This window comes from Roseibium sp. AWQ4_254 (assembly GCF_056161025.1).
In genome coordinates, this window is sequence record NZ_JBSWYH010000003.1 from 212,128 (window position 1) to 235,958 (window position 23,831).

The following is a 23,831-nucleotide window of genomic DNA, read 5'->3' on the forward strand; positions in this document are numbered from 1 at the left end:
TAGGGCCAGCTGAGCCGGCGGCAGTGCTTTTCCAGCAGGAGAGGGGCCGAAACCGCTTGCGACCGGCATTGCCGGAGCGGGGCAGGTCGGCTATCACGACGCAACGATACGCTAAATCGATTTTAGAAAGGCACCGCCGATGAGTTCACCAGACGCTGTTGCGCAGATCGGCCTGATCGGGCTTGGCACGATGGGCGGCAATGTTGCCCTGAACATTGCCGAAAACGGGTTTCAGATCGCGGTCTATAACAGAACGGCGGAAAAGACCGACCAGTTCATGGAAAAGGCGGGGCCGTTGGCCGGAAAGCTGACGCCGTCCAAGACACTGGAAGCCTTTGTGGCCTCGATCAAGAGTCCGCGTGCCGTGATCCTGATGGTTCCGGCCGGTGAGGCGGTCGATGCCCAGATCGAAGCGCTGCGGCCACTGCTGGCACCGGAAGATCTGATCATCGATGCGGGCAACGCCAATTACCATGACACCAACCGGCGGGCGGCCGAGGCGGCTGAAAAAGGTCCGCGTTTCATGGGCATCGGCGTGTCCGGCGGTGAGGAAGGGGCCCGTTTCGGCCCGTCGATCATGGGCGGTGGGGCCAGGGATGCCTGGGATCAGGTCGGGCACATTCTGGAGGCCATTTCGGCCAAGCATGAGAGCGAGCCCTGTGCGGCCCATCTGGGCGAAGCGGGGGCAGGCCATCTGGTCAAGACCGTTCACAACGGCATCGAATATGCCGACATGCAGATGATCGCCGAAGTGTATGGAGTGATGCGGGACGGCTTTGGCCTGTCTGCGGCCGAGATTGGGTCCGTGTTCGAAACCTGGAACGGCGGCATCCTGCAGTCCTACCTGATCGAGATTTCCGGCAAGGTGGCCGGAACGGCGGACCCGGAGACGGGCAAGCCGATGCTGGACATCATTCTGGACCGGGCCGGGCAAAAGGGCACGGGCCGCTGGACGGCCATCGAGGCGTTGATGCTGGGCACGCCTGCCAGCACGATCGAGGCGGCAGTGGCCGTGCGCAACATGTCGTCCCGGTTGGAGGAACGCAAGGCGGGGGAAGGGGCTTTCGGGGCCGCGCCCCAGGCGCTTGACCGCTCCGCCATCAGTGTGGCTGCGCTGGAAGCGGCGCTCGTTGCGGGCAAGATCGTCTGTTATGCGCAAGGCTTCGGCCTGATCCTGGAAGCGGCCAGGCAATATGGCTGGGACATGCCGTTGCCGCAGATCGCCCGGATCTGGCGCAATGGCTGCATCATCCGCTCCGCGATGCTGAACGACATGTCGGCAGCCCTGGCCGATGATCCGCAGCGCAATTTGATGCTGGCGCCGTTCTTTGCGGACAAACTGAAAGAGACCGAAGCCAGCCTGCGCCAGGTGGTGGCCGCTGCGGCCCTTCATGGCCTGCCGGTTCCCGCCCTGTCGGCTGCCCTGTCCTATTTCGACATCATGCGCACGGGCCGGTCTACGGCCAACATGCTGCAAGGCCAGCGGGACTTTTTCGGCGCCCATGGCTTTGAGCGCACCGACAAGGATGGTGGCGGCTATCACGGCCCCTGGGCAATGGGCTGATCTGAAGCGACCCCTCCTTCTTCCTTTGACAAAAGGAGGGGCGCAGCCATGTAGTGTGCGGCCCCCTTGACGCAAGCCGCCTTTTACTGGAGGGGCCTGTCACTGAAGGGGCCTGCCACCGGATTAGCTTTGAAGAGGCGCAGCGCGATCTCTAGCTGCTCGCCTCAAGGCCGGTGTCCAGCAGGGCCTTGATCTGGGCTTCGCCGGTTCCGGCGACAATGCGGCCGAGTTCCGCGTCGCCTTTCAGAACCAGCAGGGTGGAGCGGCGCGGGATCTTGCGCGACGTGGTCACGATATGGCCCTTATAGGTGTCCCAATCCACCCGAACGAACACCATCGCCTGGTCATAGGCCGGGTTGGCGTTGCGCAGGGCGTTGATAACCCGTTCCTGGCGGGCGCACGTGCCGCACCAGGAGGCGGCATAATCGACAAAGACTATCTTGCCGGCTGCGAGCTGTTTTTCAATAAGGCCCGGTGCATAATCGACTGTTGTCCCGGCCGTCGCAGCAGACGGCAGGAGCGTTGCGGCAAGACTGGCAGAGGCGGTGGACAGCAGAAATTGGCGGCGGTTCATTTCGGTTCCTTTCCTGTTGACAATCAGTAGCGGACAGACAGGTCCTGCAGCCAGACGGGCAGGACCTTGAGCGCCCAGGTGTCGATCATGTGATGGACATTCATCAAAAGCAGACCTCCCACGACAATGAAGACAAGGCCCATGGCGGGTTTGGATTTTTCCGCCAGCCCGCGCAACCGGTCCGCCCGCAGGCGCAAGGTTTCCCGCGCGCCAACGCCAAGCCCGATAATCAGGGTAGACACCCCGAGGGCGAAGAAGCTCATGATCAGGGCCGCATAGGCCAGGTGCTCGCCCTGGGCGGCCAGGGCAATGGCGCCGCCAAGGGTCGGGCCGATGCACGGGGACCAGACGGCTCCTAGAAGGGCGCCGCCGACAAATTGCCCTTTCAGGCCATTGGTGTCGGTTTCCTGCAGCTTCTGTCCGGCGGAGCCAGCCATACCGGCAACGGCCACTTCAAAGCGCTGCCTGAAGACGGGAACAAGCAGAACCAGGCCGAACAGGATCATGAGCACGGCGCCGGCCCGCGCCATGAAGTCCTCTGTCAGGCCGATGGCATAGCCGAGGGTCGAGACCAGCATGCCAACACTCACGAAAGAGACGCTCATTCCGGCGGCAAGGGCAATCGGCGCGCGCCGGTCCGCATTCAACGCCGAGGCAAGCACAATCGGGAGGACAGGAAGCACACATGGATTGATGAGTGTCAGAAGTCCGGCAAGATACGCCAAGGGAAGTTCAAGCATCTGATCTGCTCACCTGTGCCTAGCCATCAAGTCACATGCTCCGGTTCGTTCGCCGGTGCGTTTGAAACCAGTAGTTAGGCAAAGGAGGCGGATCTGTCCGCTAACGCTTGTTCACAAAACGGTGGGCGGCTGCCCTGTTGCAGCCTTATACCAACCTCCATTACTGTCCTTATTGCGCCAGCCCAAGGGCCGCCATGCTGGCGATGGAGCCGGGCAGGCCCGCATGGTCGCGCAGTTCCACGATCAGGCGCGGATCGCTGTCGAGCTTGCCAAGGGCACTGAAAACGGATGGCCAGTTGATCGTGCCTTCGCCCAGACTCCAGTGGCGGTCCGCATAGCCGTCGGCATCCTGAAGATGAATGTGGCGTAGGTTATTGCCGGCAGCCTTCACGTAATAATCAACGGGCGGGGCGCCGGTTGAGCCATGGGCATAATGGGCGTGACCGGTGTCAATGGACAGTTTCACTGCCTGGGAGCCGAAACTTTCGGCAAGCTCCGCGCGGGCATAAGGGTCCTTGTCCTCGATATTCTCAAGCACAAGCTCGCAGCCGATCTCTTCGGCACGCTTGACTGCCTCTGCCATGGTCAGATGGCAGAGTTCGATCTTGCGGCTGCGGGCGTTGTCGTAGTTGTCCAGATTGTTGTGGTCCCAGGTGGAATAGGGGCTGTGAACGACCATATGCGTGCCGCCGAGAGCCTCGCAGACCGCCAGGCCCTGCAACAGGCGCTTTTTGACAATCTCGCGCACATCCGGATCCATCGTGTCGATTGTGAAGCCCCAGAAAGGGCCATGAATGCCGACCCGGCCCTCATGGCCGTCGAGCAGGATCTTGGCGCGCTGCACCAGAGACTGCCAGTCTCCGTTCAGGATCTCGGCCAGCACAAAGTCCTGCAGCTCCAGGTCCCGGGGTTTGTCCAGCATCAGCTGGCGGTGTGTTTCAAGGGAGTTGAGGTTGAGGGCGGCACCAAGGATCGGAAGGTCTGGCATGAAACACCTGCTGGAAAGAGAAGTGGTTGCCAGACTGATACGGTGCAGTCCTTGACACTATTGCGACGCGGCAACCGGTGTGAGGTCAGTATCCCCGTTTTCGGTCAACCGAAGCAGGGATAGTACCGTTGTCCAGAAAGGTCTTGATGTTCTGCGCCACGATCCGGCAGGCGGTGCCTGGAACGGTCGGCGCGGAAATATGCGGCAGGACGGTGACTTGCGCATGCTGCCACAGCGGGCTTTGCGTGGGCAGGGGCTCTTCGTCGAAAACATCCAATACGGCGTGGCAGAGCTGGCCCCGGTCGAGCGCCTCCAGAAGGGCGTTGCTATCCAGAACCGGACCCCGCCCGAAATTGATCACCGCCGCGCCCGGTTTGCAGTCCTGAAGGGCCGCTTTGCCGATAAGGCCTTTGGTTTCATCGGTGAGCGGCAGCAGAATGACGATGATATCTGAGTGCTGCAAGAGACAGGTCAGTCCTTCCGGGCCATGCAGGCAGGTCAGGCCATCCAGCGCCTTCACGCTGCGGCTCCAGCCCAGAACCTGAAACCCGTTGGCAGCCAGCCGGCGGGCTGAGGCTTTGCCCAGTTTGCCAAGGCCGAGAACGCCGATCGTGCGCTCCCGGGGCAGTTTCAGACTGTGTTCCAGCCAGACCTTCTGATCCTGCTGCTGCCGGTAGCGGGGCATGTCCCGGTGGAGATAGAGTGTCCAGGCGAGAACTGCTTCCGCCATGGTTTCGGCCAGTTGCGGATCGGTCAGCCGCACGATCAGCGGCCCCTCTTCTGGCAGGTCCGCCGTCAGCCGTTCCACCCCGGCCCACAGGCTTTGCACCCAGGACAGGTTCGGCAGGGCGGCGACATCTTCAGGGGCCGGATTGGCCACGATGGCCACTTTGGCAGCAGCCCTCTCGTCTGGTGTGAGCTCCTCAAAGGGCGTGATACGGGCAAAGGTGCCCAGGGCGCTGGCAAGCGCGGCCTGCCACATGTCCCGCTCTGGCAGCTGGCGGGCGGGCACGAAAGGGATGACCGGTGTCATGGGGGCTCCTGAAACGGCTGGAGGGTGCTTTGGGCATGTGACAGGCTGACCGGCGGGGCTGAGTGCGCCGGTCTTGGATCTTTTCAGCCCTCAGAGGACGGCCCAGGGGGCTACACCTAGCCTTTGGGGCAGGCCGCCACAAGCTTATCTCAACGGAAACTGCGGCAGTCCCAGTGCGGCGAGCGCGTTCCAGAGTGTGCGGGTCCGGTTGGTCTTGCTGCCCAGGTCCGGAGCTGACCGGGCGCCGGTGCGGTAAGGCCAGCTAACCCAGTCCACGGATCCGGTGGTCTCCGCGTTGTAGCTCAGCGGGGCAAGGGTGAGGTCGTCCGCCAGATCCGTCTCAGCGGGGATGCTGCCAGAGGGACTGAGCCTCAGGTCCCAGGTGTTGAATTCGGGCACAAGGCGGGCGGCCGGTTCGGGCCGGTCCTCGACAATGGAAAAGTGCCCGGGGGCCAGGCGGCCAATATTGGCCAGAAGATAGAAATCGGCGATGCGGGCATCATAGCGGGCCCGGACATAGTCGATCCGGCTCGACAGCAGTTCCCGCTCCCCGTCCAGTACATCGAGAAGAGAGCGCTGGCCGCTGTCAAATTCCACCTGCAGGCCCTTTACGGCGCGCCGGTTCGCTTCAATGGCACGCTTGCGGGCCTCGGCGCGGCGCTGTGCGGCGGTACGTTGTTTCATGGAGCGGATGACGTTTTCCCGGACAATCTGCTGGGTGTCATCCAACTCATATTCTTCCTGGGCTGCAGTGAACTTTGCGCGTTTGACGGCAGCAATGTTGCGCCCGCCGGAAAAGAGCGGTGCGGAAACGCGCACGCCCAGCCGAAATTCCTCGTCATCCTGGGTGCCGAGATTGTCCTCGTATCCGGTTTCCCATTCGCTTTCCAGCGTCACGCGTGGCAGGATGTCCCCCACGGAGGCGCGGGCCGCATAGCGGGCTGCCCTCGCGTCTGCGGTAGCAGAGCGGATAGACGGATTGTTCTGCAACGCAATGGCCACGGCCTCGTCCACCTTGTGCGGCAGGAGCGATTTGGGCATGGCGGGCCAGCCGAGCTTGCCTGGCGTCTGGCCGGTCAACCGTTCATAAAGGGCTTCGGAACTTTCCAGATCGCCAATCGCTTGATCCCGGTTGCCTTCCGCTTCCGCAAGGCGGGCGAGAGCTTGTTCTATGTCCGTGCGGGTCGCATCGCCGGACTTGTAGCGGGCGCGGGCGGCTCTGACCTCCCGTTGAACGATGGCGGTATAGGCCTGCAGCCGGTTGAGAATGGCCCGGTCACGCACGACCTGAAGATAGGCGTCGGCGGTGTTCAGCAGCAGAGACTGTTCCGCACCCATCAGCTGATTGCGGCCGGAGGCGGCCTCCTCATGGGCCTGGTTCAACCGGTTGAGCCCCGCAAACCCCTGAAAAAGGGTCTGGGAGACAGTGACATTGACCTCATGGGAAAAGGACCGGTCCCGGCTGCCGGTGCTGTCGAGCCGGTGCGCATCATGTTCGGCCAGATAGGAGCCCGTCACTGTTGGCAGGAACTCCGAGCGTGCGGTCCAGACGCCCTGATTGGTCGCCTGATAGCGCGAGCGTTCCGCCTTAAGGGCAGGATTGACCGCGTAGGCAGCTGCCATCGCCTCTTCCAGGGACTGGGCGGATAACGAGCCGGGCACAAGCAGGGCACTGCCCGCAGCAGCTCCACTTGCCAATACGGCAGGGAGGGCCCTGGCAGCTTGAAAAAGCTTGAAAGAGGCGGAAGAAAACGTCATTGCTGCGCCATTGATTTCGTCATTCGTCAAAGTAAATTTTCTTGGTTAAGCAATCGTAATCGCGCCGGGCTGTTTGACGGTGAATTCTGCCCAAGTGCCACTAGGGCATATATTTCCAATGTAAAAAAATACGTATTAAGCCTCAGGGGGTTGGGGTAAATAGGATGAATACGTACAAGTGACTATTCTGGTGTATTCAAAGGTGTTTTGTTTCGAAAATCTGGATATTTTTGGAGATGTTGACTGTTCACTTCGTTAGACTTTTTGCAAAGGAGCAGTGCGGCGGATTTCCTGAACTTTCTATTTTGTCAGAGACGCGTCTGAGAGAGCAAAGTTGCTCGCGTTGACGGGCTGGCATCACTTCAGGTTTCTTAACGTCAGAGGCGGCTGGTGCAGGTTTGGGCGCGCGCCGGCTGTTTGACTTTCAAGAAAGCGGCAGTGGGCTGGGCCAGCCGTTGCAGGGGGGCTCCTAATCAGGACCGTTCCTGTTCCCGGGATCTGGCTTTTGCAGTCTCTGACAATGCCGGTTTTGAATTGTTATCAGTATTTTTGACGATATTCTTACTGGGTTAATCTCAGAAATTCTTCATATTTTTCAATGCGAAAATTGGGCCTTTTCGTGGTGTTGCCTGAAATGTGTTCAAGGCCGGTAGAGTTTTCCTAAAATTTTACTGTTTTCGTTAAGGCGCAAGAATTGATTTGCTAGCAAAACACGCCTGTTCGCTCGGGGGCCTTACTGAGGCCCTGAGTCCATTGTTTTATGTCAAAAGGTTTCGGAAACGTCAGGCGATGCTAGTGAAAGCCAAGTCCACGCGGGTCAACAACGCTTATGAGCGGCTGAAAAGGGAGATACTCGAAGGGGTACTGCCGCCGGGCTATCAGGCCCCGGAGCCGGACATTGCCAACCGGCTCGGCATGAGCCGGACCCCGGTGCGAGAAGCGTTGATCCGGCTTGAGGCGGAAGGGCTCGTCGATCTTGTTCCCCGCCGGGGCGCGCGGGTGGTTGCGATCACCAAGAAGGACATCCGGGAGATCTTCGAGATCCTTGCGGAGCTTGAGGCGCTGGCGGCCCGGAAAATTGCTGCGTCTGATGAGCGCAGCCGGGCCTTGCGGAAAATGGGCGTGATTCTGATGGAGAGCGACATGGCTCTGAAAACGGACAATATCGGTGCCTGGGTGAGGCTGGATGATGCCTTGCACCGGCTGACCGCCGAACACTGCGGCAACGAGCGGCTCCAGGGGCAGATCCAGGGGCTGCTGGATCAGGTCTTTCGGGCAAATTCCGTGCTGTTGCGCCTCAACGGGGCACCGGCAGCGGATGTGGAAGAGCATCAACGCCTTTACGAGGCCTTTGAAGCGGGAGATGCGGAGCTTGCGGCGGATGTGTCCCGGGCGCACCGTCAGCGCGGTCTGAAGACGATGGATCATCTTCTGCAATCCAGTGGCCTCTCTCAGGTCTGAACGTCCAGGCTTGAACAGCCAGATCTGAACGCCCTGGCCTGAATGTCCAGATCTGAACGTTTGTCAGGACACAGGGGCGGGACCGGTCGATTGTCCGAGGATCAACTCGGCTTCCAGGTGAAGGAATGTGGGTTCCCGGTCCGGCACGGCGATCATTTCAAGAAGGAGTTCGGCCGCCTTCTGTCCGGCATAGCGCACGGACGAGCGGGTGCAGGTGAAAGTCGGCACCGCGCCGCTGTTGGGCAAGAAGGACAGGGCGTCGTCATGGGTCACGATGGAGACATCCTTGCCCGGCTCAAGACCGCATTGCCCGAGTGCGCGGGCCACTCCAATGGCGGTGATCATGGAGGAGACCAGAAAGGCTGTGGGAGGTGTGTCGAGGCGGAGCATCTCAAGGGTGCTGTTGCAGCCGTATGGTTCGGTCATTTCGGCGCTGCGCATGAGGGCGGGGTCGGGTTTCAGGCCCCGGGCTTCCAGGGCCTCTTCAAAGCCCTGGCGCCTGCGCTGGGCGAAATCCATCTGTTCCATTCCGTTCAAGAGCGCAATGCGCGTGTGGCCGAGATCAAGCAGAAGGCTGGTTGCCCGCTCAAAGGCCCGCCGGTTGTTCATGTCGATCCAGCAGGTTTCAGATTCCACGCCTGGAATGCGCCCGTGCACCACAAAGGGCAGGCCAAGCTCCCCCAGCAGCTTGTGCCGCTGTTCTTCCGCTGCCGGGCCATGGATGATCACGCCATCCGCCTTCTTGCGGTTCGCAATTTGCCGATAGGCCTCGGTTTCCTGATCGTCATCCACCACACTGATGATCATGTCATAGCCGTGCCTGGAGTAAGTCTCTCCGGCCCCGGCAATGAATTCCAGAAAAATCGGGTTCATCATTTCATGGATCGAGCGGGGAATTACGTGACCAATGGCCATGGAGCGCCCGGTGGCAAGGCGCCGGGCCTGGCTGTTCGGCGCATAGCCAAGCCTGTCCGCCATCTCTGTCACCCGGCGGCGCGTCTTCGCGCTGACTTCCGGATAGCCGTTCAACGCGCGGCTGACGGTTGTCTGGGACAGATTCAGCCGGTGCGATAATTCCTTGAGATTAACATTTTTGCTCATGAATGCTCAAAACGCTGTGACTGCGAACTCCCGGCAGCGGGTTCTTGAAAAGACAACCATAATTCGCGTCTTGTTCGCTTGACAAGACAGAAGCGCGGCGACATGGTAATCGCGAAATCCAAAGCGGTTTGGGTGCCGGGTTCCGGTTGGTTTGATGCAGGGGAGAGGGGCCCCGGTATTGCAGATGCCCGGCCAAGTGTGCCACTTTAAAGGGAAGGTTCCGTAAAAGGACCAATCTGGGAGGACTGACATGAAAACTCGTTTGATGGCTTGCGCAGCAGGCTTGGTGCTTGGTGTTGCGCTGGGTTCCGAAGCGTCACAGGCAGAAGCGCTGAAATTCGCGCCGGGAGATGGTCCTTTCAACTGGGACAGCTACGCAAGCTGGAAGGAAAATGCACCGGATCTGAGCGGCCAGACCGTGACGATCGCGGGTCCCTGGCTGCAGCCGGAAGACGTTTATTTCCGCAATGTGCTGGCCTATTTTACGGATGCCACCGGCGCTGAGGTCATCTATACGGGCTCCGATTCCTTCGAACAGCAGATCGTTATCGATGCGGAGGCTGGCGCGGCGCCCAATATTGCAGTGTTTCCGCAGCCGGGCCTCGCAGCAGACATGGCCTCGCGCGGCCTTTTGAAGCCCCTGCCGGAGGGCATGGGCAGCTGGATTGCCGAAAATTACGGCGCGGGCGACAGCTGGGTGGACCTCGGCACCTACAAGGATGCGGACGGCAAAGACCAGCTGTTCGGTTTCTTCTACAATGTCAACGTCAAGAGCCTTGTCTGGTATGTGCCGGAGAATTTTGAAGATGCCGGTTATGAAGTGCCGGACACGATGGAAGACCTGAAAGGGCTTACCGAGCAGATCGTTGCTGATGGGGAAACGCCCTGGTGCATCGGGCTCGGATCTGGCGCGGCCACGGGATGGCCGGCAACCGACTGGGTGGAAGACTTGATGCTGCGCACCCAGCCCGCTGATGTCTATGACCAGTGGGTGGCCAACGAAATCCCGTTTGACGATCCGCGTGTGGTCGGCGCCATTGAGGAATTCGGCTGGTTCGCCCGCGATGATGCCAAAGTGGCCGGCGGGGCCAGTGCGGTGGCCTCCACTGATTTCCGGGACAGCCCGAAAGGTCTCTTCTCCTCGCCGCCGCAATGCTACCTGCACCGTCAGGCATCCTTCGTTCCGGCCTTTTTCCCGGAAGGTGTGGAATTTGGCAGTGATGTCGACTTCTTCTATTTCCCCTCCTATGCGGACAAGGATCTCGGCAGTCCGGTGCTGGGGGGCGGCACTTTGATGGCGATCACCAATCCCTCTGATGCAACGAATGAACTGATGAAGTTCTTCCAGCTGCCGATCGCCCACGAGGTGATGATGGCCCAGACCGGTTTCCTGACACCGCACAAGGGGGCCAATCCGCAGGCCTATAAGGATGACACGCTGCGTAAGCAGGGGGAAATTCTGGTCAATGCCAGCACATTCCGCTTTGACGGCTCGGACCTGATGCCGGGCGCTGTGGGGGCCGGCACGTTCTGGACCGGTATGGTCGACTATACCGGCGGCAAGGATGCGGCCACGGTCGCCAAGCAGATCCAGGAAAGCTGGGACGCTCTGAAATAAGAACGCACTGAAATACCGGCAGGGCTATAAGGTCCGCCGGGTCTGCAGGATAAGGCACCGTTCCCCATCGGCCCCTTATCCCAAAAACAAGGAGCCCCCGGTCTGACCGGGAGGTCTCCGGCAGAAGAACAGGGAGGGAGCGTTCATGTTCGCGGACAATCCGGCTCTTTTGGGCCTGACGACCATTGTGTTCGGGGTCGGTGCCTGTCTCGGATATTTTTTTCTGTCGAACCTGTTTCTCGACAAGGTGCTCTTTCCCGCCTCCGGGCCGAATGCCGGGCGGAACATCAACCGGGCGAACATGATCCGCCCCTGGTTGTTCCTGTTTCCAGCCCTGTTCGCCCTTGCGCTCTACCTGGCCTATCCCGTCTTTGAAACCTTGCGCCTGTCGCTGACCGACCGGGATCAGGGCGGCGCCTTTGTGGGCCTGGCCAATTACCGCCAGATGATGGATGAGCCCAAATTCTGGGAAGCGGTGCGCAACAACATGCTCTGGCTGATCGTCGTTCCGGCGGTCTCGACCGCGTTCGGCCTGCTGGTGGCCCAGCTCACCGACCGCATCAGCTGGGGCAACCTGGCCAAGTCCCTTATTTTCATGCCGATGGCGATTTCCTTTGTCGGGGCATCGGTCATTTTCAAGCTGATCTATGACACCCGCCCGGAAGACCAGAACCAGATCGGCATTTTGAATGCCATCTGGCTGAAGCTGGATGGCGGGATCGGCTCCATCCTGCTGCTGCAGGTGTTGCCGTCGGTCCTGCTGATTGGCTTTGCAATTGTGGTGGCCTCCGTTTCCTGGTCGTTCGTGCGCGCGATTGTGGCACAGGGGGAGGACAGGTCGGTCTGGCTTCTGCCCTTGCGCCTTCTGGTCGCCGGCGCCGCGCTCTGGCTTCTTTATGTGTCGCTCACCTCGCTTGTGAGCCTTTGGATTGTCGAACTTCCCTACGGCGCACCGCAGACCTGGCTGACCCTGCCATTCTGGAACAATTTCTTCCTGATGGTGGTGCTGATCTGGATCCAGACGGGCTTTGCCATGGTGATCTTGTCCGCGGCGCTGCGCGGCATTCCGGAGGAAACCGTGGAGGCGGCCATTGTCGACGGGGCCAATCCGTTTCAGATCTTCTTCAAGATCAAGGTGCCGCAGATCATGGGGACCATCGTGGTGGTCTGGACCACGATCACGCTGACGGTTCTCAAAGTGTTCGACATCGTCTTTGCCATGACCAACGGCCAGTGGGAGACCCAGGTTCTGGCCAACTACATGTATGACAAGCTGTTCCGCGCCAATGACTGGGGCGTCGGTTCGGCCAGCGCGATCGTCATCATGCTGCTGGTGACCCCGATCCTTGTCTGGAACGTCTATAATGCGCGCAAGGAGATGAAGTGATGGGTCGCATTGCCGGCAAGAAGTCGAGCCTGACCTGGGCCGTTCACCTCTCAGTTCTGATCCTTGTGCTGCTGTGGCTGTTTCCAACCGTGGGCCTGTTTGTGTCCTCTTTCCGCACCGCGGACCAGATTTCCAGTTCGGGCTGGTGGGCTGCCCTGTTCCCGGCCGAACAGAACGAGGTTTACCGGGCCGCCGACCCTGATGACCACCGGGTGGCCGACGGGGACGGTTATGTGGTGCGCGGCACCATCTTCGACGGAGCTCCGCGTGAGATCCTGGCTTGGGGTGTCTCCTCCCGGGCGGTCGATGCCTATCAGCCCGGCGATGTGGCTGAAATGAAGGGCGGGGAAACCGTCACCTTGAAGGATGATGGCAGTTATGTCTGGCGCGGGTCGGACAAACAGCTCTCCGGGCGGGGGCAGCGGATCTTCATCACTGCGACCGTGCCGCCGGATTTCACCCTGGACAACTACCGTACGATTCTGTTTTCCGGCACGGGCCAGGACAACATGGCCAAGGCTTTCTTCAACACGCTGACGGTGACAATTCCGGCAACGATCATTCCCATTGTCGTTGCTGCCTTTGCTGCCTATGCGCTGGCCTGGATGGAGTTTCCCGGCCGCGCCCTTCTGATTGCGGCCGTGGTCGGATTTCTGGTCGTGCCTTTGCAGTTGGCGCTGATCCCGCTGTTGCGTTTGCATCTGGGGATCGGGATCGGCAAGGGGTATCTTGGGGTCTGGCTGGCGCATACGGCCTTCGGCATGCCGCTCGCGGTCTATCTACTGCGCAATTACATGGTCGGCCTGCCGCGCGATATCATCGAGAATGCGAAGGTGGACGGGGCGACGGATTTCCAGATCTTCACCCGCATCATCCTGCCCTTGAGCTTTCCGGCGCTGGCCTCCTTTGCCATCTTCCAGTTCCTGTGGACCTGGAACGATCTTCTGGTGGCCAAGGTGTTCCTGATCGATGCAACTGGCTCAACCACGGTGATGACCAACCAGATTGTCGAGCTTCTGGGCACACGGGGCGGCAACTGGGAAATCCTGGCGACGGCCGCCTTTGTGTCCATTGCCGTGCCGCTCGGCGTGTTCTTCGCGATGCAGCGCTATCTGGTGCGCGGGCTCCTGGCGGGCTCGGTCAAATAATATGAACAAGATACGAACTGGGGAACCGCAGGCATGACCTCCTTGTCCTTGAAGAATGTCAGCAAGTCCTATGGCGAGGTTGAGGTTCTGCGCAACATCGATCTGGAGATCGAAAAGGGCGAGCTGGTCGTCTTTGTCGGCCCGTCCGGTTGCGGCAAGTCGACCCTTTTGCGCATGATAGCCGGACTGGAAAAAATCACCGGCGGCATGCTTGAAATCGACGATGTTGTGGTCAATGACGTGCCGCCCGCCCAAAGGGGCATTGCCATGGTGTTCCAGTCCTATGCGCTTTATCCGCATATGACGGTCTATGACAACATGGCCTTTGCTTTGAAACTGGCCCACAAGTCCCGGGAGGAAATCGACCGGGCGGTGCGCAGCGCTGCGGAAACCCTGCAGCTGACGAAGTTTCTCGACCGGCTGCCCAAGGCCCTGTCAGGGGGGCAGCGCCAGCGGGTGGCCATTGGCCGGGCCATTGTGCGGGACCCGAAGGTGTTCTTGTTTGATGAGCCCTTGTCCAATCTGGATGCGGCCCTGCGTGTAGCGACCCGGATCGAGATTGCCCAGCTGAAGGAAAGCATGCCGGACAGCACGATGATCTACGTCACCCACGACCAGGTGGAGGCCATGACGCTGGCCAGCCGGATCGTGGTGCTGCATGGGGGCAATGTGGAGCAGTTCGGCGCGCCGCTGGAGCTTTACGAGCGTCCGGCCAACACCTTCGTGGCCCAGTTCATCGGCTCACCTGCCATGAACCTTGTGGAAGCGGTTGTCACCGGCACCGGAAAGACGACCGCCGTGCAGATGCCCGATCAGGGCCATGCACAGGTGCCGATTGCGTCCCGGGACGCGGATCTGAATGCAGCGGTGAAAGTGGGGGTGCGGCCGGAAGACCTGCAGCTGACAGACGGTGACAATTATCTGGTCTCGGCCACAGTGGAGATCGTGGAAGCCCTGGGCGAGACCACAGTGCTTTATTTCGCGCCTCGTGACGGGCAGGACGCTTTCATTGCCAAATTGCCTGGCATACAGAAGATTGCCAAGGGCACCGAACTTCGCCTGACGGCCGCTCCGGACAAGCTGCATCTGTTTGACAGTGCGGGCAAGTCGTTCCTCTACCGGTAGGCCCGGCAGGTCATCTGTCTCAGTGAGCCCGGCGCTTTAGCGTCAGAAAACTGGCGAACCCGGCGCGGCAAAACTGTTTGAGGTGGCTGCGCAGCAGGGCCACCCGGCCAGTGCATAGGCTGGTCTTCACCTTCCCTCTGAAAATGTCATATCATTTTCATATGAACGTCGAATAAGGTTCATATGAAAATGATTTATCGCTTCTGCGAAGTGATCGTGTTCACGTCACTGCGGCGTGCCTGACTCAGCCTAGCCTTCGGTCTGGGAGCAACGGGTCAAAAGGTATTCGGAATTGGGATCTATGCTGGGACAGGTGGATATATCAAAACGTCAGGCCGAGATTGCCGATCTCGTGCAAAAGACGGGCTTCGCCTCTGTTGAGGAATTGGCCGAGCGGTTCGAGGTGACAACCCAGACGATCCGCAGGGATGTAAACGGCCTGTGCGAACAGGGTATCCTGCGCCGGACCCATGGCGGCGTCGAGCCGCCAGCCCCAGCCTCCAACATCCATTATTCCACCCGCCAGATCCTGAAACTGCCGGAAAAGCAGCTGATCGCACACCTGGTGGCCAGCAAGGTCGAAAACCAGCAGTCCTTGGCCTTTTCCATTGGCACAACGCCGGAAATCGTCATGCAGGCGCTGAGCAGCCATGAGAATCTGGCCATCTTCACCAACAATCTGAATGTGGCTTTTACGGCTTCCAGCAACCCGACCTTTCAGGTGACTATTGCCGGGGGGCGCCTGCGCCATGGCGACCGGGACATTCTCGGATCTGCCGCTCAGGCGTTTTTCTCCAACTACAAGGTCGATATCGGCATCTTTGGTGTTGCCGGGGTGGATGAGGACGGCACTCTGCTCGATTTCCATGAGGATGAGGTAGCCGCCCGCCAGTCGATCCTGGCCAATTGCCGCAAATCCTATCTGGTGCTCGACCGTAGCAAGTTTGGCCGCAATGCCCATGTGCGCGGCGGGCATTTGCAGGATGTCGATGCCATTTTCACTGACCGGCCGGTGCCCGGTGCCTATCTGGACAATCTGGACGGATCGGCAACCGAGGTCTTTGTGGCGGTTGAAGGGGCCCGGACGTGATGGCGGACACCAGTCTGGCGGCCGCCGGGAAACCCATTTCTCTTGAAGAGGTCTCGCGCATCTGGGACGAGGCCGTGGCGGTGGACGCGCTGTCGATTGATATTCCGGTGGGTTCGTTCACGGCGCTTCTGGGGCCATCCGGCTGCGGCAAGTCCACCACCTTGCGTATGATTGCAGGGCTGGAAAGCGTCAGCAAGGGGACCATCCTGATTGGCGGCAGCGACGTAACCGGTCTGCCGTCCCCCAAGCGCGACCTGTCCATGGTGTTCCAGTCTTATGCGCTGTTTCCGCATCTGAGCGTTGCGGAAAACATCATTTTCGGGCTCAAGGTCCGCCGTGTCGGCCGGGCCGAACGGGACACGCGTCTCAAGAAGGTGGCGGATCTTTTGGGTCTGTCAGGCCTTCTGGACCGCAAGCCGGGCCAGTTGTCCGGCGGCCAGCAACAGCGTGTTGCCCTTGGCCGGGCGATTATCGGCGAAAAGCCGATCTGCCTGATGGATGAGCCCCTGTCCAACCTGGATGCGAAACTGCGGCATGAAATGCGCCTTGAAATCCGCGCTCTTCAGCAACAGCTCGGGTTCACCATGGTCTATGTGACCCATGACCAGGTGGAAGCGATCACCATGGCCGACCAGGTGGTGCTGCTCAATCAGGGGCAGCTGGTGCAGGCGGCTGCGCCCCGGGAGCTTTATGAGCGCCCGGCCAATCCATTCGCGGCAAAATTCATCGGCACGCCGCCCATGAACCTGTTTCCGGCAAATGCGCTCAAGAAACTGTCGACTGCGCCGGATTTTCAGCTCGGCCTGCGCCCGGAGGCCATGTTTGTTGAAGAGGGCGGACCGGTTACCGCCAAAATCCGGGCTGTGGAATATCTGGGGGCGGATGTTCTGGCCGATTGTGTTGTCGCGGACACCTCGTTTCAGGTGCGTCTGCCGACCACACGGCCTGTCCAGCCCGGTGAGACGATTGACCTCGGCTTTGCGCCGGAAGCGCTTCATGTTTTTGACGCCGATACGGGCCGGCGCCGGGATGACCTTGTTTTGGAATTTGGAACGCGGCTGCGTTCCTGACCGACTGCGCGCGCCTGCGTAGACCAGCCGCAATGATGCGGATGTTCAAACCTTAGGAAGTGAATGGATGTTGAAGTCGACTTTCCTGAAGGCCGTTGCTGCAACGGCGCTTACTGTCAGCACCTGGGCGTCTGCTCAGGCTGTTGATCTGCAATTCTATTTCCCCGTCGCCGTTGGCGGCAAGGCTGCCGAGACCATCCAGGAACTGACCGACGCCTATGTCGCCCAGAACCCGGATGTGACCATCGACGCCGTTTATGCCGGTTCCTACCAGGATACGGTCGCCAAGGCGATCACCGCCGCGCGCGGCGGCAACCCGCCCCAGCTCTCCGTGATCCTGTCCACCGACATGTTCACGCTGATCGATGAAGACCTGATCACCCCCTTTGATGACTACCTGACGGAAGCCGAAGACAAGGCGTGGCTGGGCGGTTTCTATCCGGCTTTCATGGAAAACAGCCAGACCGGCGGCAAGACCTATGGCATCCCGTTCCAGCGCTCCACGCCGGTCCTTTACTGGAACAAGGAAGCGTTCAAGGAAGCCGGTCTTGATCCGGAGGTTGCCCCGGCAACCTGGGATGACATGGTTGAATTCGGCAAGAAGCTGACCAAGACCGACGCCAGCGGCAATGTCACCCAATGGGGTGTGCGCATTCCGTCCTCCGGGTTCCCCTACTGGCTGTTCCAGGGCCTTGCCATTGAAAACGGCGCGACCCTCGCCAATGCGGAAGGCAACCAGACCAATTTTGATGATCCGAAAGTGGTCGAAGCCCTGCAATATCTCGTGGACCTGAGCACCAAATACAAGGTCATGGCGCCGGGCATCATCGAATGGGGTGCAACACCGAAAGCGTTCTTTGAAGGCCAGACGGCCATGATGTGGACCTCCACCGGCAACCTGACCAATGTGCGCAACAATGCGCCGTTCGAGTTCGGTGTGGCCATGCTGCCGGAAAAGGTCCAGCGCGGGGCACCGACTGGTGGCGGCAACTTCTATCTGTTCAAGGGCGCGTCCAAGGAACAGAGCGCGGCAGCCGTGAAATTCGTTCAGTGGATCACGGCACCGGAACAGTCCGCCAAGTGGACCATTGCCACCGGCTATGTGGCGCCGCGTCCGGAGACCTGGGACACGGACACGATGAAAGCCTATACGGCTGACTTCCCGCCGGCTCTGGTGGCCCGGGACCAGCTTGACTATGCCAAGGCGGAACTGTCCACCTACCAGAACCAGCGTGTTGTGCGCATCTTCAACGATGCCCTGGCTGCTGCCATCACCGGCACCAAGGATGCGGCCACGGCTTTGAAAGATGCCCAGGCTGAAGCCGACGCCATTCTGGCCGAATACCGCTAAGCGGCTCTGAGACGCGGAGCGCCGGGCTTTGATCCGGCGCTCTGTTCCTGGCCTTTACAGGCTTTGACTTTTAAAAAAACCGGGCTGTTGACATGCGCGCTGTGACGGTGAAACGGGAATGGATCTATGGCTGGCTGCTGTTGCTGCCGGCAATGGTGTTTCTGTTTGCCTTCACGCATATTCCCGCCGTTGCGACCCTGATCAACAGTTTCTATTCCACACCGCGCGGGCGCCGGGCTGCCAAGTTCATCGGGCTCGACAATTACGAGCGCATGCTCCACGACCCGGTCTTCTGGAAGGTTTTGTGGAACAATGTCTGGTTTGCCGCCGGCACGATCCCGCTTTCCATCGCCCTGGCCATTGTCATGGCCCTTTGGGTGAATGACAGGCTGGCCGGACGGTCTTTCGTGCGCATGGCCTATTTCACCCCCACGGTGCTGCCACTGATTGCGGTCGCAAATATCTGGCTGTTTTTCTATACGCCAGGTTTCGGTCTGTTCGACCAGATCACGGGCACCCTGTTCGGCTGGCCCGCCAGCAACTACCTCGGCAGTCCTGACACTGCGCTCAATGCCATCATTGTCGTCACGGTCTGGAAGGAAGCCGGTTTCTTCATGATCTTCTATCTGGCTGCCCTGCAGGCCATCCCGGTGTCTTTGAAGGAAGCGGCGAAGATTGAAGGGGCCGGGCGCTGGACGGTGTTCTGGCGGATCACTTTTCCCCTGCTCATGCCGACGACCCTGTTTGTCAGTGTGAATGCGGTGATTAATTCTTTCCGTCTGGTGGACCACATCTTCATTCTGACCAATGGCGGTCCGGACAATGCCTCCGCTCTGCTGCTCTTCTACATCTATGAGGTGGCGTTCCGCTTCTGGGAGACGGCCTATGGGGCCACCCTGACCGTGGCTCTGCTGTTGCTGCTGTCGCTGCTGGCGATTGGCCAGTTCTTCTTCTTTGACCGCAAGGTACATTACAAATGACCGGCGCTTCTCAGATTGTTGACCGGGCCCTGAACACGGTGGCCGCCTGGGCCTTGGCGATCCTGTGGGTGCTGCCGCTCGCCTATGCGGTCTGGACCGCCATTCATCCCGCGGCCTATGAAGCCCGGTTCGATCTCTTCGCGCCGCTGACGCTGGACAATTTCGCCAACGCCTGGGCTGCGGCCCCCTTTGCGCGATATTTCTTCAACACCTTTGTGCTGGTTACGATGATCCTGGTCGGGCAGTTTTTCCTGTGCACATTGGCCGCCTATGCTTTTGCCCGTTTTTCCTTCCCGGGCCGCAATCTTTTTTTCGCATTGGTGCTGCTGCAGCTTCTGGTGATGCCGGACATCCTGATGGTCGAAAACTACCAGACCATGCGCCTGCTGGATCTGGTTGATACGATCCCGGCGATTGCGCTGCCCTATATCGCCTCCGGCTTCGGCATTTTTCTGCTGCGCCAGACCTTCATGACCATTCCGAAGGAACTGGACGAGGCTGCACGCATTGAAGGCGCCTCGTTTCTCGGTGTCTTGTGGAAGGTCTATATTCCGCTCGCCAAACCGACCTATCTTGCCTACGGGCTGGTCTCCGTCAGCCACCACTGGAACAATTTCCTGTGGCCGCTGATTGTTACCAACTCGGTGGAAACACGGCCGGTCACCGTTGGTCTGAGCATCTTTTCTGCCATTGACAGCGGCATTGAATGGTCGGTGATCAATGCGGCGACTCTGATGACCTCAGGTCCGTTGCTGATCGCCTTTCTCCTGTTCCAGCGCCAGTTCGTTCAGAGCTTCATGCGCGCGGGCATCAAATAGCCGGGTGATCCCGTTTTGGGCAGGGCTTCTGCCTGTGCCTTTCCCGGTCCTGATGCCAAGCTCACCTAAAAAGGCCCCTGAGGCCACGGCATGAATGCGTTCCGCCGTGTCGCGCCTCCTGAACGATGCCCCACATCGCCCTGTGACACGCTCCTTGCACATCGTTCTCAGGACACGCTCGAATAGGATCTTGTTGGGTGAGGGGGGGGGGCGAGTGGTTGCCGGAATTGACCCGGCCCCGTTTCATGCTATGAACACACTCCGCTTTTAAATGGATTTAAATCCCGGAAAAGCCGGGGTTCTCAATCTGAAGTTTCAGGTGGTTTCAAAGGAGAGCTGTTGTGTCGAAAAGGTTTCTGGCCGTTGGAGAATGTATGGTCGAGATGGCGCCGACCGGCCAGGGAACCTATGCCATGGGCTTTGCCGGTGACACGCTGAATACCGCCTGGTATGCGCGTAAATGCCTGCCGGCCGGCTGGACGGTTGGCTATGTGACAGCCGTTGGTCAGGATCAGGTGTCGGACCGGATGCTCGCCTTTCTGGAAGAGTCGGACCTTGATGTTTCGGCGATCCACCGGATGGAGGACAGGACGGTTGGCCTCTACATGATCCAGCTGAAAGACGGCGAGCGCAGTTTTGCCTATTGGCGGTCTCAGGCAGCGGCCCGCTGTCTGGCGGAGCAGGCTGATTTCTTGCACAAAAGCTTTTCCGGTGCCGATCTGATCTATTTCAGCGGTATTACACTGGCCATTTTGCCGGACGCGGACCGGCAGATCTTTTTTGAGGCTCTGGCAGCGGCCCGCCGGGCCGGAGCCAGGACAGCGTTCGACCCCAATCTGCGGCCGCGTCTTTGGGAGAACGCGCAGACGATGCGGGCGCGTGTGACGGAGGCGGCCAGCCATTGTGACCTTGTCATGCCGTCCTTTGAGGATGAGCTGACTTATTTTGGCGACGCAAACGCCGAGGAAAGCGTGGACCGGTATCTTGCGGCCGGAGCGGGCATGGCCGTTGTCAAGAACGGCCCGCAGGAAGTGATCTGTGCCTCAAAAACTGAACGGCAGAGGTTCCAGCCAGCTCCAGTTCAAACCGTGGTCGATACAACAGCGGCAGGGGACAGTTTCAACGCAGCCTTCCTGGCGGACTATCTGGTTAGCGGGTCCGTGTCCTCCAGTGTGGCGGCCGGAGCGAAACTGGCTGGAACCGTGATCCAGCACCGGGGCGCGCTGGTGGACTGCATCGAGACGGTTTAAAGACCTTTATTTTAAAACCGCGAGTAAGTTCGCGCCTAGTTAAATTTACTTATAGTATAATTATAGAAATTTTGAAATAAAGTGAGCATAATTGCTTATTTTATTGGGTCGATCTCATGTGTTTCGTTAATGTTTCTTTTGGTGCTTGATTTTAGATTAAGGAAAAATTCTTTGAAAGACTAGATTCCTCCTTGAGGAAGGAGACACGAAGACATGCGACTTTCCAAAAAGATTCCCGCTTTGGTGGCCGGCGTAGCTGCGGTCGTTGGTATTGGCATCGGAGTTGCCAGTTACATGACATCGGCCGCCAGCATAGAAGAGCTTACCAGACAGCGTCTTCTGGCAGCGGCGGAAACCGGATCTGATGAAATCAGGTCCTATCTGGAAACGATTGAACGTGAGCTCGTGTTGATTGCGGAAAATCCTGGCACAGCTTCGGCTGTCGAAGCGTTTTCCAAGGCCTGGCAGGAGATGTCTGCTGCGGGAACCGATATGGAGGCCGAGCTTCAGCGGGCCTATATCTCGGACAACCCCCACCCGACAGGCGAGAAAGACAAGCTCTATGCTGCAGACAGTGGCTCTTCCTATGATGCGGTGCATGCCCGCTTTCATCCCTGGTTTCACAAGCTGCAGCAGGATGAAGGTTTTTATGATGTCTTCCTCTTCGACACCAAGGGCAACCTGATCTATTCCGTCTTCAAGGAACTGGACTACGCCACCAATTTTGAGGCAGGCGGGGGCAAATGGGCGGACTCCGATCTCGGGGAAGTTTATCGGGACGCGATGAAAATCACGGCACATAGTGACGTGGCCTTTGAAGATTTCGCGCCTTATGGCCCCAGTGCGGATGCGCCGGCCAGTTTCATGGCACATCCGGTGATCGATGGGAACAACAAGACGATTGGGGTTCTGGCCTTCCAGATGCCGGTTGACAGGATCAACGAACTGATGAGCCACACTTTGGGCTTGGGCAAAACCGGGGAGCTTGTGCTGATCGGTGAAGACGGTCTGATGCGCAACGACAGCACCTATACGCCTGATGTCAACGACATTCTGGAAACCCGGATCGAAGGTCCGATTGTGGACGAGGCCAAGGCCAAGGGCGAAAGTTTCGGCTATGCGCAGATGCACCGTGGAGAGCTGATGGATGTCGAAGCCATCCGGTTCGAGTATCGCGGCAATCACTATCTCCTTTTGGCCATGCAGGCCTATAGCGAAGCGATTGCGCCGGTGATTGACATGCGCAACCGCATGTTCCTGGTCGGGAGCCTTTTGATCGCTGTTGCAGCCTTTGTTGGGCTCTTCGCAGCCCGCATGATCACAACGCCCATTACCGGGCTTGTGGATGTGATGGCCCGGCTTGCGGGCGGGGATGTGAATGTGGATTTGGCCGGCGCGGAGCGTGCGGACGAGATCGGCGATATGAGCCGGGCGGTCCAGGTGTTCAAGGACAACGCCATTGAACGCCGGAAACTGGAAGCCTTTGCCCGGGGCGACCGGGACAAGGAACGCCAGCGGCAGAAGTTCCTTGAAGAATTGATCAACGGTTTCAAGGGGACCATGTCCGAACGGCTGGAAACCGTCGCCGACCAGATGGGCAGGATGCGCCAATCGGCGGACACGCTCGGCGAACTTGCGAACAATGCCAGTTCGGAAACGGATCAGGCTGGCTCTGCCTCCAGAAACGCCTCTGAAAATGTTGCCGCAGTTGCGGCTGCGACGGAGGAAATGACTGCGACCGTTCAGGAAATTGCCAACCAGACCGAGGCGACCACCCGGATCGTTACGGAGACGGTGGAAGCCGCAGAGGCGAGCAACCAGAATGTTCAGACCCTGTCGGAGGCGGCCGAACACATTGGCAGCGTGGTCAATCTGATCCGTGATATCGCCGAGCAGACCAACCTTCTGGCCCTGAACGCGACGATTGAGGCAGCGCGGGCTGGCGAAGCCGGGCGTGGCTTTGCCGTGGTTGCGTCCGAGGTCAAGGAACTGGCCGAACAGACCTCCAAGGCCACCGATGAGATCTCCGGCCAGATCACGGGCATCCAGACTTCCGTAAAGGACGCGGCGGGGGCCATTGGTCATATCGGTGAGAAGGTTGAGGAAATCCGGTCTCTGACCAGCTCTGTCGCCGGAGCCATTGAAGAACAGCGGGCTGCCAATCAAGAGATTGCCCGCTCTGCAAGATCCGCCAGCGAGAGTACTGGAGAAGCAGAAACCGGCATGGCTTCCGTGTCCGGCGCGGTGCTGCAGACGGCGGAGGAAACCGGTGCGGTCAAAACCGCCTCCGACCTGGTGTCCGATGCCAGCACCCTCCTGTCAGAAGAGGTGGAACGGTTCCTGAGCGCTGTCACACGGGATGTGGAAGACCGGAGCGGCGCAGCCCGAAAGGCGGTTTCGGACAATGTGACGCTCACGCGCAAGAATGGCAGCATTCATTCAGTTCAGCTCGGTGATGTCAGCCGGACCGGTGCCTTGATCCAGGTTCAGCAAGGGTTGGAGATCGGCGAAAGTATCACTTTGGACTTTGATGACGGCAGCCAGCTGCAGGCCAGGGTCGTCCGGCAGACGGATACGGGCTGCGGGGTGGAGTTCACGAGCGCTCTTGCAGAAGACCACATTCTGATCGCCGCTTAGGGGCTTCCGGAAAAAACGCGGTTTGCGCCAAGGCGGCAAACTGGTGGCCGGATAGCACGCGCAGTTGCCCATGGCCTCTTTGATGCTCCGTTTCCGTTCGACGGCGCAGCGCATCGCGCGACCCGGTCTGGTTGACCG

19 protein-coding genes are annotated in these 23,831 nt (G+C 59.6%); 13 read left to right on the forward strand and 6 right to left on the reverse strand.

Annotated elements, in window-relative coordinates:
• Positions 1–139 precede the first annotated feature (139 nt).
• Entirely contained in the window at positions 140–1,564 is a 1,425-nt protein-coding gene (gene gndA / locus ACXAIC_RS03825; protein ID WP_475173810.1) for an NADP-dependent phosphogluconate dehydrogenase, read from the forward strand.
• Positions 1,565–1,715: 151 nt separating this feature from the next.
• Here the strand turns inward: gndA and ACXAIC_RS03830 are convergent, their stop codons facing one another.
• The 5 genes from ACXAIC_RS03830 to ACXAIC_RS03850 form a co-directional block, all read right to left on the reverse strand.
• The gene (locus ACXAIC_RS03830; protein ID WP_475173811.1) at positions 1,716–2,138 is read right to left on the reverse strand and encodes a thioredoxin family protein; all 423 of its coding nucleotides are present in this window, start codon (positions 2,136–2,138) and stop codon (positions 1,716–1,718) included.
• Between the two features lie 23 nt (positions 2,139–2,161).
• Positions 2,162–2,878 carry a cytochrome c biogenesis CcdA family protein gene (locus tag ACXAIC_RS03835; RefSeq protein ID WP_475173814.1) on the reverse strand — a complete coding sequence of 239 codons (717 nt, stop codon included), beginning with the start codon at positions 2,876–2,878 and terminating at the stop codon, positions 2,162–2,164.
• A 169-nt stretch (positions 2,879–3,047) separates the two neighbouring features.
• The gene (locus tag ACXAIC_RS03840) at positions 3,048–3,866 is read right to left on the reverse strand and encodes a sugar phosphate isomerase/epimerase family protein (RefSeq protein WP_475173816.1); all 819 of its coding nucleotides are present in this window, start codon (positions 3,864–3,866) and stop codon (positions 3,048–3,050) included.
• 85 nt (positions 3,867–3,951) lie between these two features.
• Entirely contained in the window at positions 3,952–4,899 is a 948-nt protein-coding gene (locus ACXAIC_RS03845) for a 2-hydroxyacid dehydrogenase (protein ID WP_475173819.1), read from the reverse strand.
• A 144-nt stretch (positions 4,900–5,043) separates the two neighbouring features.
• Positions 5,044–6,657, reverse strand: a complete 1,614-nt coding sequence (locus ACXAIC_RS03850; protein ID WP_475173821.1) for a TolC family outer membrane protein — start codon at positions 6,655–6,657, stop codon at positions 5,044–5,046.
• A gap of 789 nt (positions 6,658–7,446) precedes the next feature.
• Between ACXAIC_RS03850 and ACXAIC_RS03855 the strand changes: the two genes are divergently transcribed.
• Positions 7,447–8,118, forward strand: a complete 672-nt coding sequence (locus ACXAIC_RS03855; RefSeq protein WP_475173823.1) for a GntR family transcriptional regulator — start codon at positions 7,447–7,449, stop codon at positions 8,116–8,118.
• 63 nt (positions 8,119–8,181) lie between these two features.
• On the opposite strand, the gene ACXAIC_RS03860 is transcribed toward ACXAIC_RS03855, so the two are convergent.
• A complete protein-coding gene (locus ACXAIC_RS03860; protein WP_475173825.1) occupies positions 8,182–9,219 on the reverse strand; it encodes a LacI family DNA-binding transcriptional regulator in 1,038 nt (345 codons plus the stop codon).
• A gap of 250 nt (positions 9,220–9,469) precedes the next feature.
• Here ACXAIC_RS03860 and ACXAIC_RS03865 point away from each other — a divergent pair, with 250 nt between their 5' ends.
• The 11 genes from ACXAIC_RS03865 to ACXAIC_RS03915 all read left to right on the forward strand — a co-directional run bounded on the left by ACXAIC_RS03865 (position 9,470) and on the right by ACXAIC_RS03915 (position 23,693).
• Complete coding sequence (locus ACXAIC_RS03865) at positions 9,470–10,837, forward strand: ABC transporter substrate-binding protein (RefSeq protein WP_475173826.1); 1,368 nt, start codon at positions 9,470–9,472, stop codon at positions 10,835–10,837.
• Positions 10,838–10,982: 145 nt separating this feature from the next.
• Positions 10,983–12,224: a carbohydrate ABC transporter permease gene (locus ACXAIC_RS03870; protein WP_475173828.1), complete on the forward strand. Its 1,242-nt coding sequence runs from the start codon at positions 10,983–10,985 to the stop codon at positions 12,222–12,224.
• A complete protein-coding gene (locus ACXAIC_RS03875; RefSeq protein WP_475173831.1) occupies positions 12,224–13,372 on the forward strand; it encodes a carbohydrate ABC transporter permease in 1,149 nt (382 codons plus the stop codon). Before ACXAIC_RS03870 ends, ACXAIC_RS03875 begins: the two co-directional genes overlap by 1 nt.
• A 33-nt stretch (positions 13,373–13,405) precedes the next feature.
• Positions 13,406–14,497 (forward strand): ABC transporter ATP-binding protein, encoded by a 1,092-nt coding sequence (locus ACXAIC_RS03880; protein ID WP_475173832.1) that lies wholly within the window; start codon positions 13,406–13,408, stop codon positions 14,495–14,497.
• 301 nt (positions 14,498–14,798) lie between these two features.
• The gene (locus ACXAIC_RS03885; protein ID WP_475173834.1) at positions 14,799–15,587 is read left to right on the forward strand and encodes a DeoR/GlpR family DNA-binding transcription regulator; all 789 of its coding nucleotides are present in this window, start codon (positions 14,799–14,801) and stop codon (positions 15,585–15,587) included.
• Positions 15,587–16,657, forward strand: coding sequence for an ABC transporter ATP-binding protein (locus ACXAIC_RS03890; protein WP_475173836.1), 1,071 nt, complete (start codon positions 15,587–15,589; stop codon positions 16,655–16,657). Before ACXAIC_RS03885 ends, ACXAIC_RS03890 begins: the two co-directional genes overlap by 1 nt.
• A 67-nt stretch (positions 16,658–16,724) precedes the next feature.
• Complete coding sequence (locus ACXAIC_RS03895) at positions 16,725–18,008, forward strand: ABC transporter substrate-binding protein (protein ID WP_475173837.1); 1,284 nt, start codon at positions 16,725–16,727, stop codon at positions 18,006–18,008.
• 92 nt (positions 18,009–18,100) lie between these two features.
• A complete protein-coding gene (locus tag ACXAIC_RS03900; protein ID WP_475173839.1) occupies positions 18,101–18,988 on the forward strand; it encodes a carbohydrate ABC transporter permease in 888 nt (295 codons plus the stop codon).
• On the forward strand, positions 18,985–19,806 hold the full coding sequence (locus ACXAIC_RS03905; protein WP_475173841.1) for a carbohydrate ABC transporter permease: 822 nt from the start codon (positions 18,985–18,987) through the stop codon (positions 19,804–19,806). The genes ACXAIC_RS03900 and ACXAIC_RS03905 overlap by 4 nt, the downstream gene beginning before the upstream one ends.
• Positions 19,807–20,147: 341 nt before the next feature.
• Positions 20,148–21,056 (forward strand): sugar kinase, encoded by a 909-nt coding sequence (locus ACXAIC_RS03910; RefSeq protein ID WP_475173842.1) that lies wholly within the window; start codon positions 20,148–20,150, stop codon positions 21,054–21,056.
• Between the two features lie 213 nt (positions 21,057–21,269).
• Complete coding sequence (locus ACXAIC_RS03915; RefSeq protein ID WP_475173845.1) at positions 21,270–23,693, forward strand: methyl-accepting chemotaxis protein; 2,424 nt, start codon at positions 21,270–21,272, stop codon at positions 23,691–23,693.
• Positions 23,694–23,831: the final 138 nt, after the last annotated feature.

Coding starts and splice junctions, on each gene's coding strand:
- ACXAIC_RS03830 (WP_475173811.1), bottom strand. CDS start 2,138: ATGAACCGCCGCCAATTTCTGCTGTCCACCGCCTCTGCCAGTCTTGCC.
- ACXAIC_RS03915 (WP_475173845.1), top strand. CDS start 21,270: ATGCGACTTTCCAAAAAGATTCCCGCTTTGGTGGCCGGCGTAGCTGCG.
- ACXAIC_RS03890 (WP_475173836.1), top strand. CDS start 15,587: ATGGCGGACACCAGTCTGGCGGCCGCCGGGAAACCCATTTCTCTTGAA.
- ACXAIC_RS03895 (WP_475173837.1), top strand. CDS start 16,725: ATGTTGAAGTCGACTTTCCTGAAGGCCGTTGCTGCAACGGCGCTTACT.
- gndA (WP_475173810.1), top strand. CDS start 140: ATGAGTTCACCAGACGCTGTTGCGCAGATCGGCCTGATCGGGCTTGGC.
- ACXAIC_RS03860 (WP_475173825.1), bottom strand. CDS start 9,219: ATGAGCAAAAATGTTAATCTCAAGGAATTATCGCACCGGCTGAATCTG.
- ACXAIC_RS03865 (WP_475173826.1), top strand. CDS start 9,470: ATGAAAACTCGTTTGATGGCTTGCGCAGCAGGCTTGGTGCTTGGTGTT.
- ACXAIC_RS03845 (WP_475173819.1), bottom strand. CDS start 4,899: ATGACACCGGTCATCCCTTTCGTGCCCGCCCGCCAGCTGCCAGAGCGG.
- ACXAIC_RS03855 (WP_475173823.1), top strand. CDS start 7,447: ATGCTAGTGAAAGCCAAGTCCACGCGGGTCAACAACGCTTATGAGCGG.
- ACXAIC_RS03885 (WP_475173834.1), top strand. CDS start 14,799: ATGCTGGGACAGGTGGATATATCAAAACGTCAGGCCGAGATTGCCGAT.
- ACXAIC_RS03905 (WP_475173841.1), top strand. CDS start 18,985: ATGACCGGCGCTTCTCAGATTGTTGACCGGGCCCTGAACACGGTGGCC.
- ACXAIC_RS03880 (WP_475173832.1), top strand. CDS start 13,406: ATGACCTCCTTGTCCTTGAAGAATGTCAGCAAGTCCTATGGCGAGGTT.
- ACXAIC_RS03900 (WP_475173839.1), top strand. CDS start 18,101: ATGCGCGCTGTGACGGTGAAACGGGAATGGATCTATGGCTGGCTGCTG.
- ACXAIC_RS03840 (WP_475173816.1), bottom strand. CDS start 3,866: ATGCCAGACCTTCCGATCCTTGGTGCCGCCCTCAACCTCAACTCCCTT.
- ACXAIC_RS03835 (WP_475173814.1), bottom strand. CDS start 2,878: ATGCTTGAACTTCCCTTGGCGTATCTTGCCGGACTTCTGACACTCATC.
- ACXAIC_RS03875 (WP_475173831.1), top strand. CDS start 12,224: ATGGGTCGCATTGCCGGCAAGAAGTCGAGCCTGACCTGGGCCGTTCAC.
- ACXAIC_RS03850 (WP_475173821.1), bottom strand. CDS start 6,657: ATGACGTTTTCTTCCGCCTCTTTCAAGCTTTTTCAAGCTGCCAGGGCC.
- ACXAIC_RS03870 (WP_475173828.1), top strand. CDS start 10,983: ATGTTCGCGGACAATCCGGCTCTTTTGGGCCTGACGACCATTGTGTTC.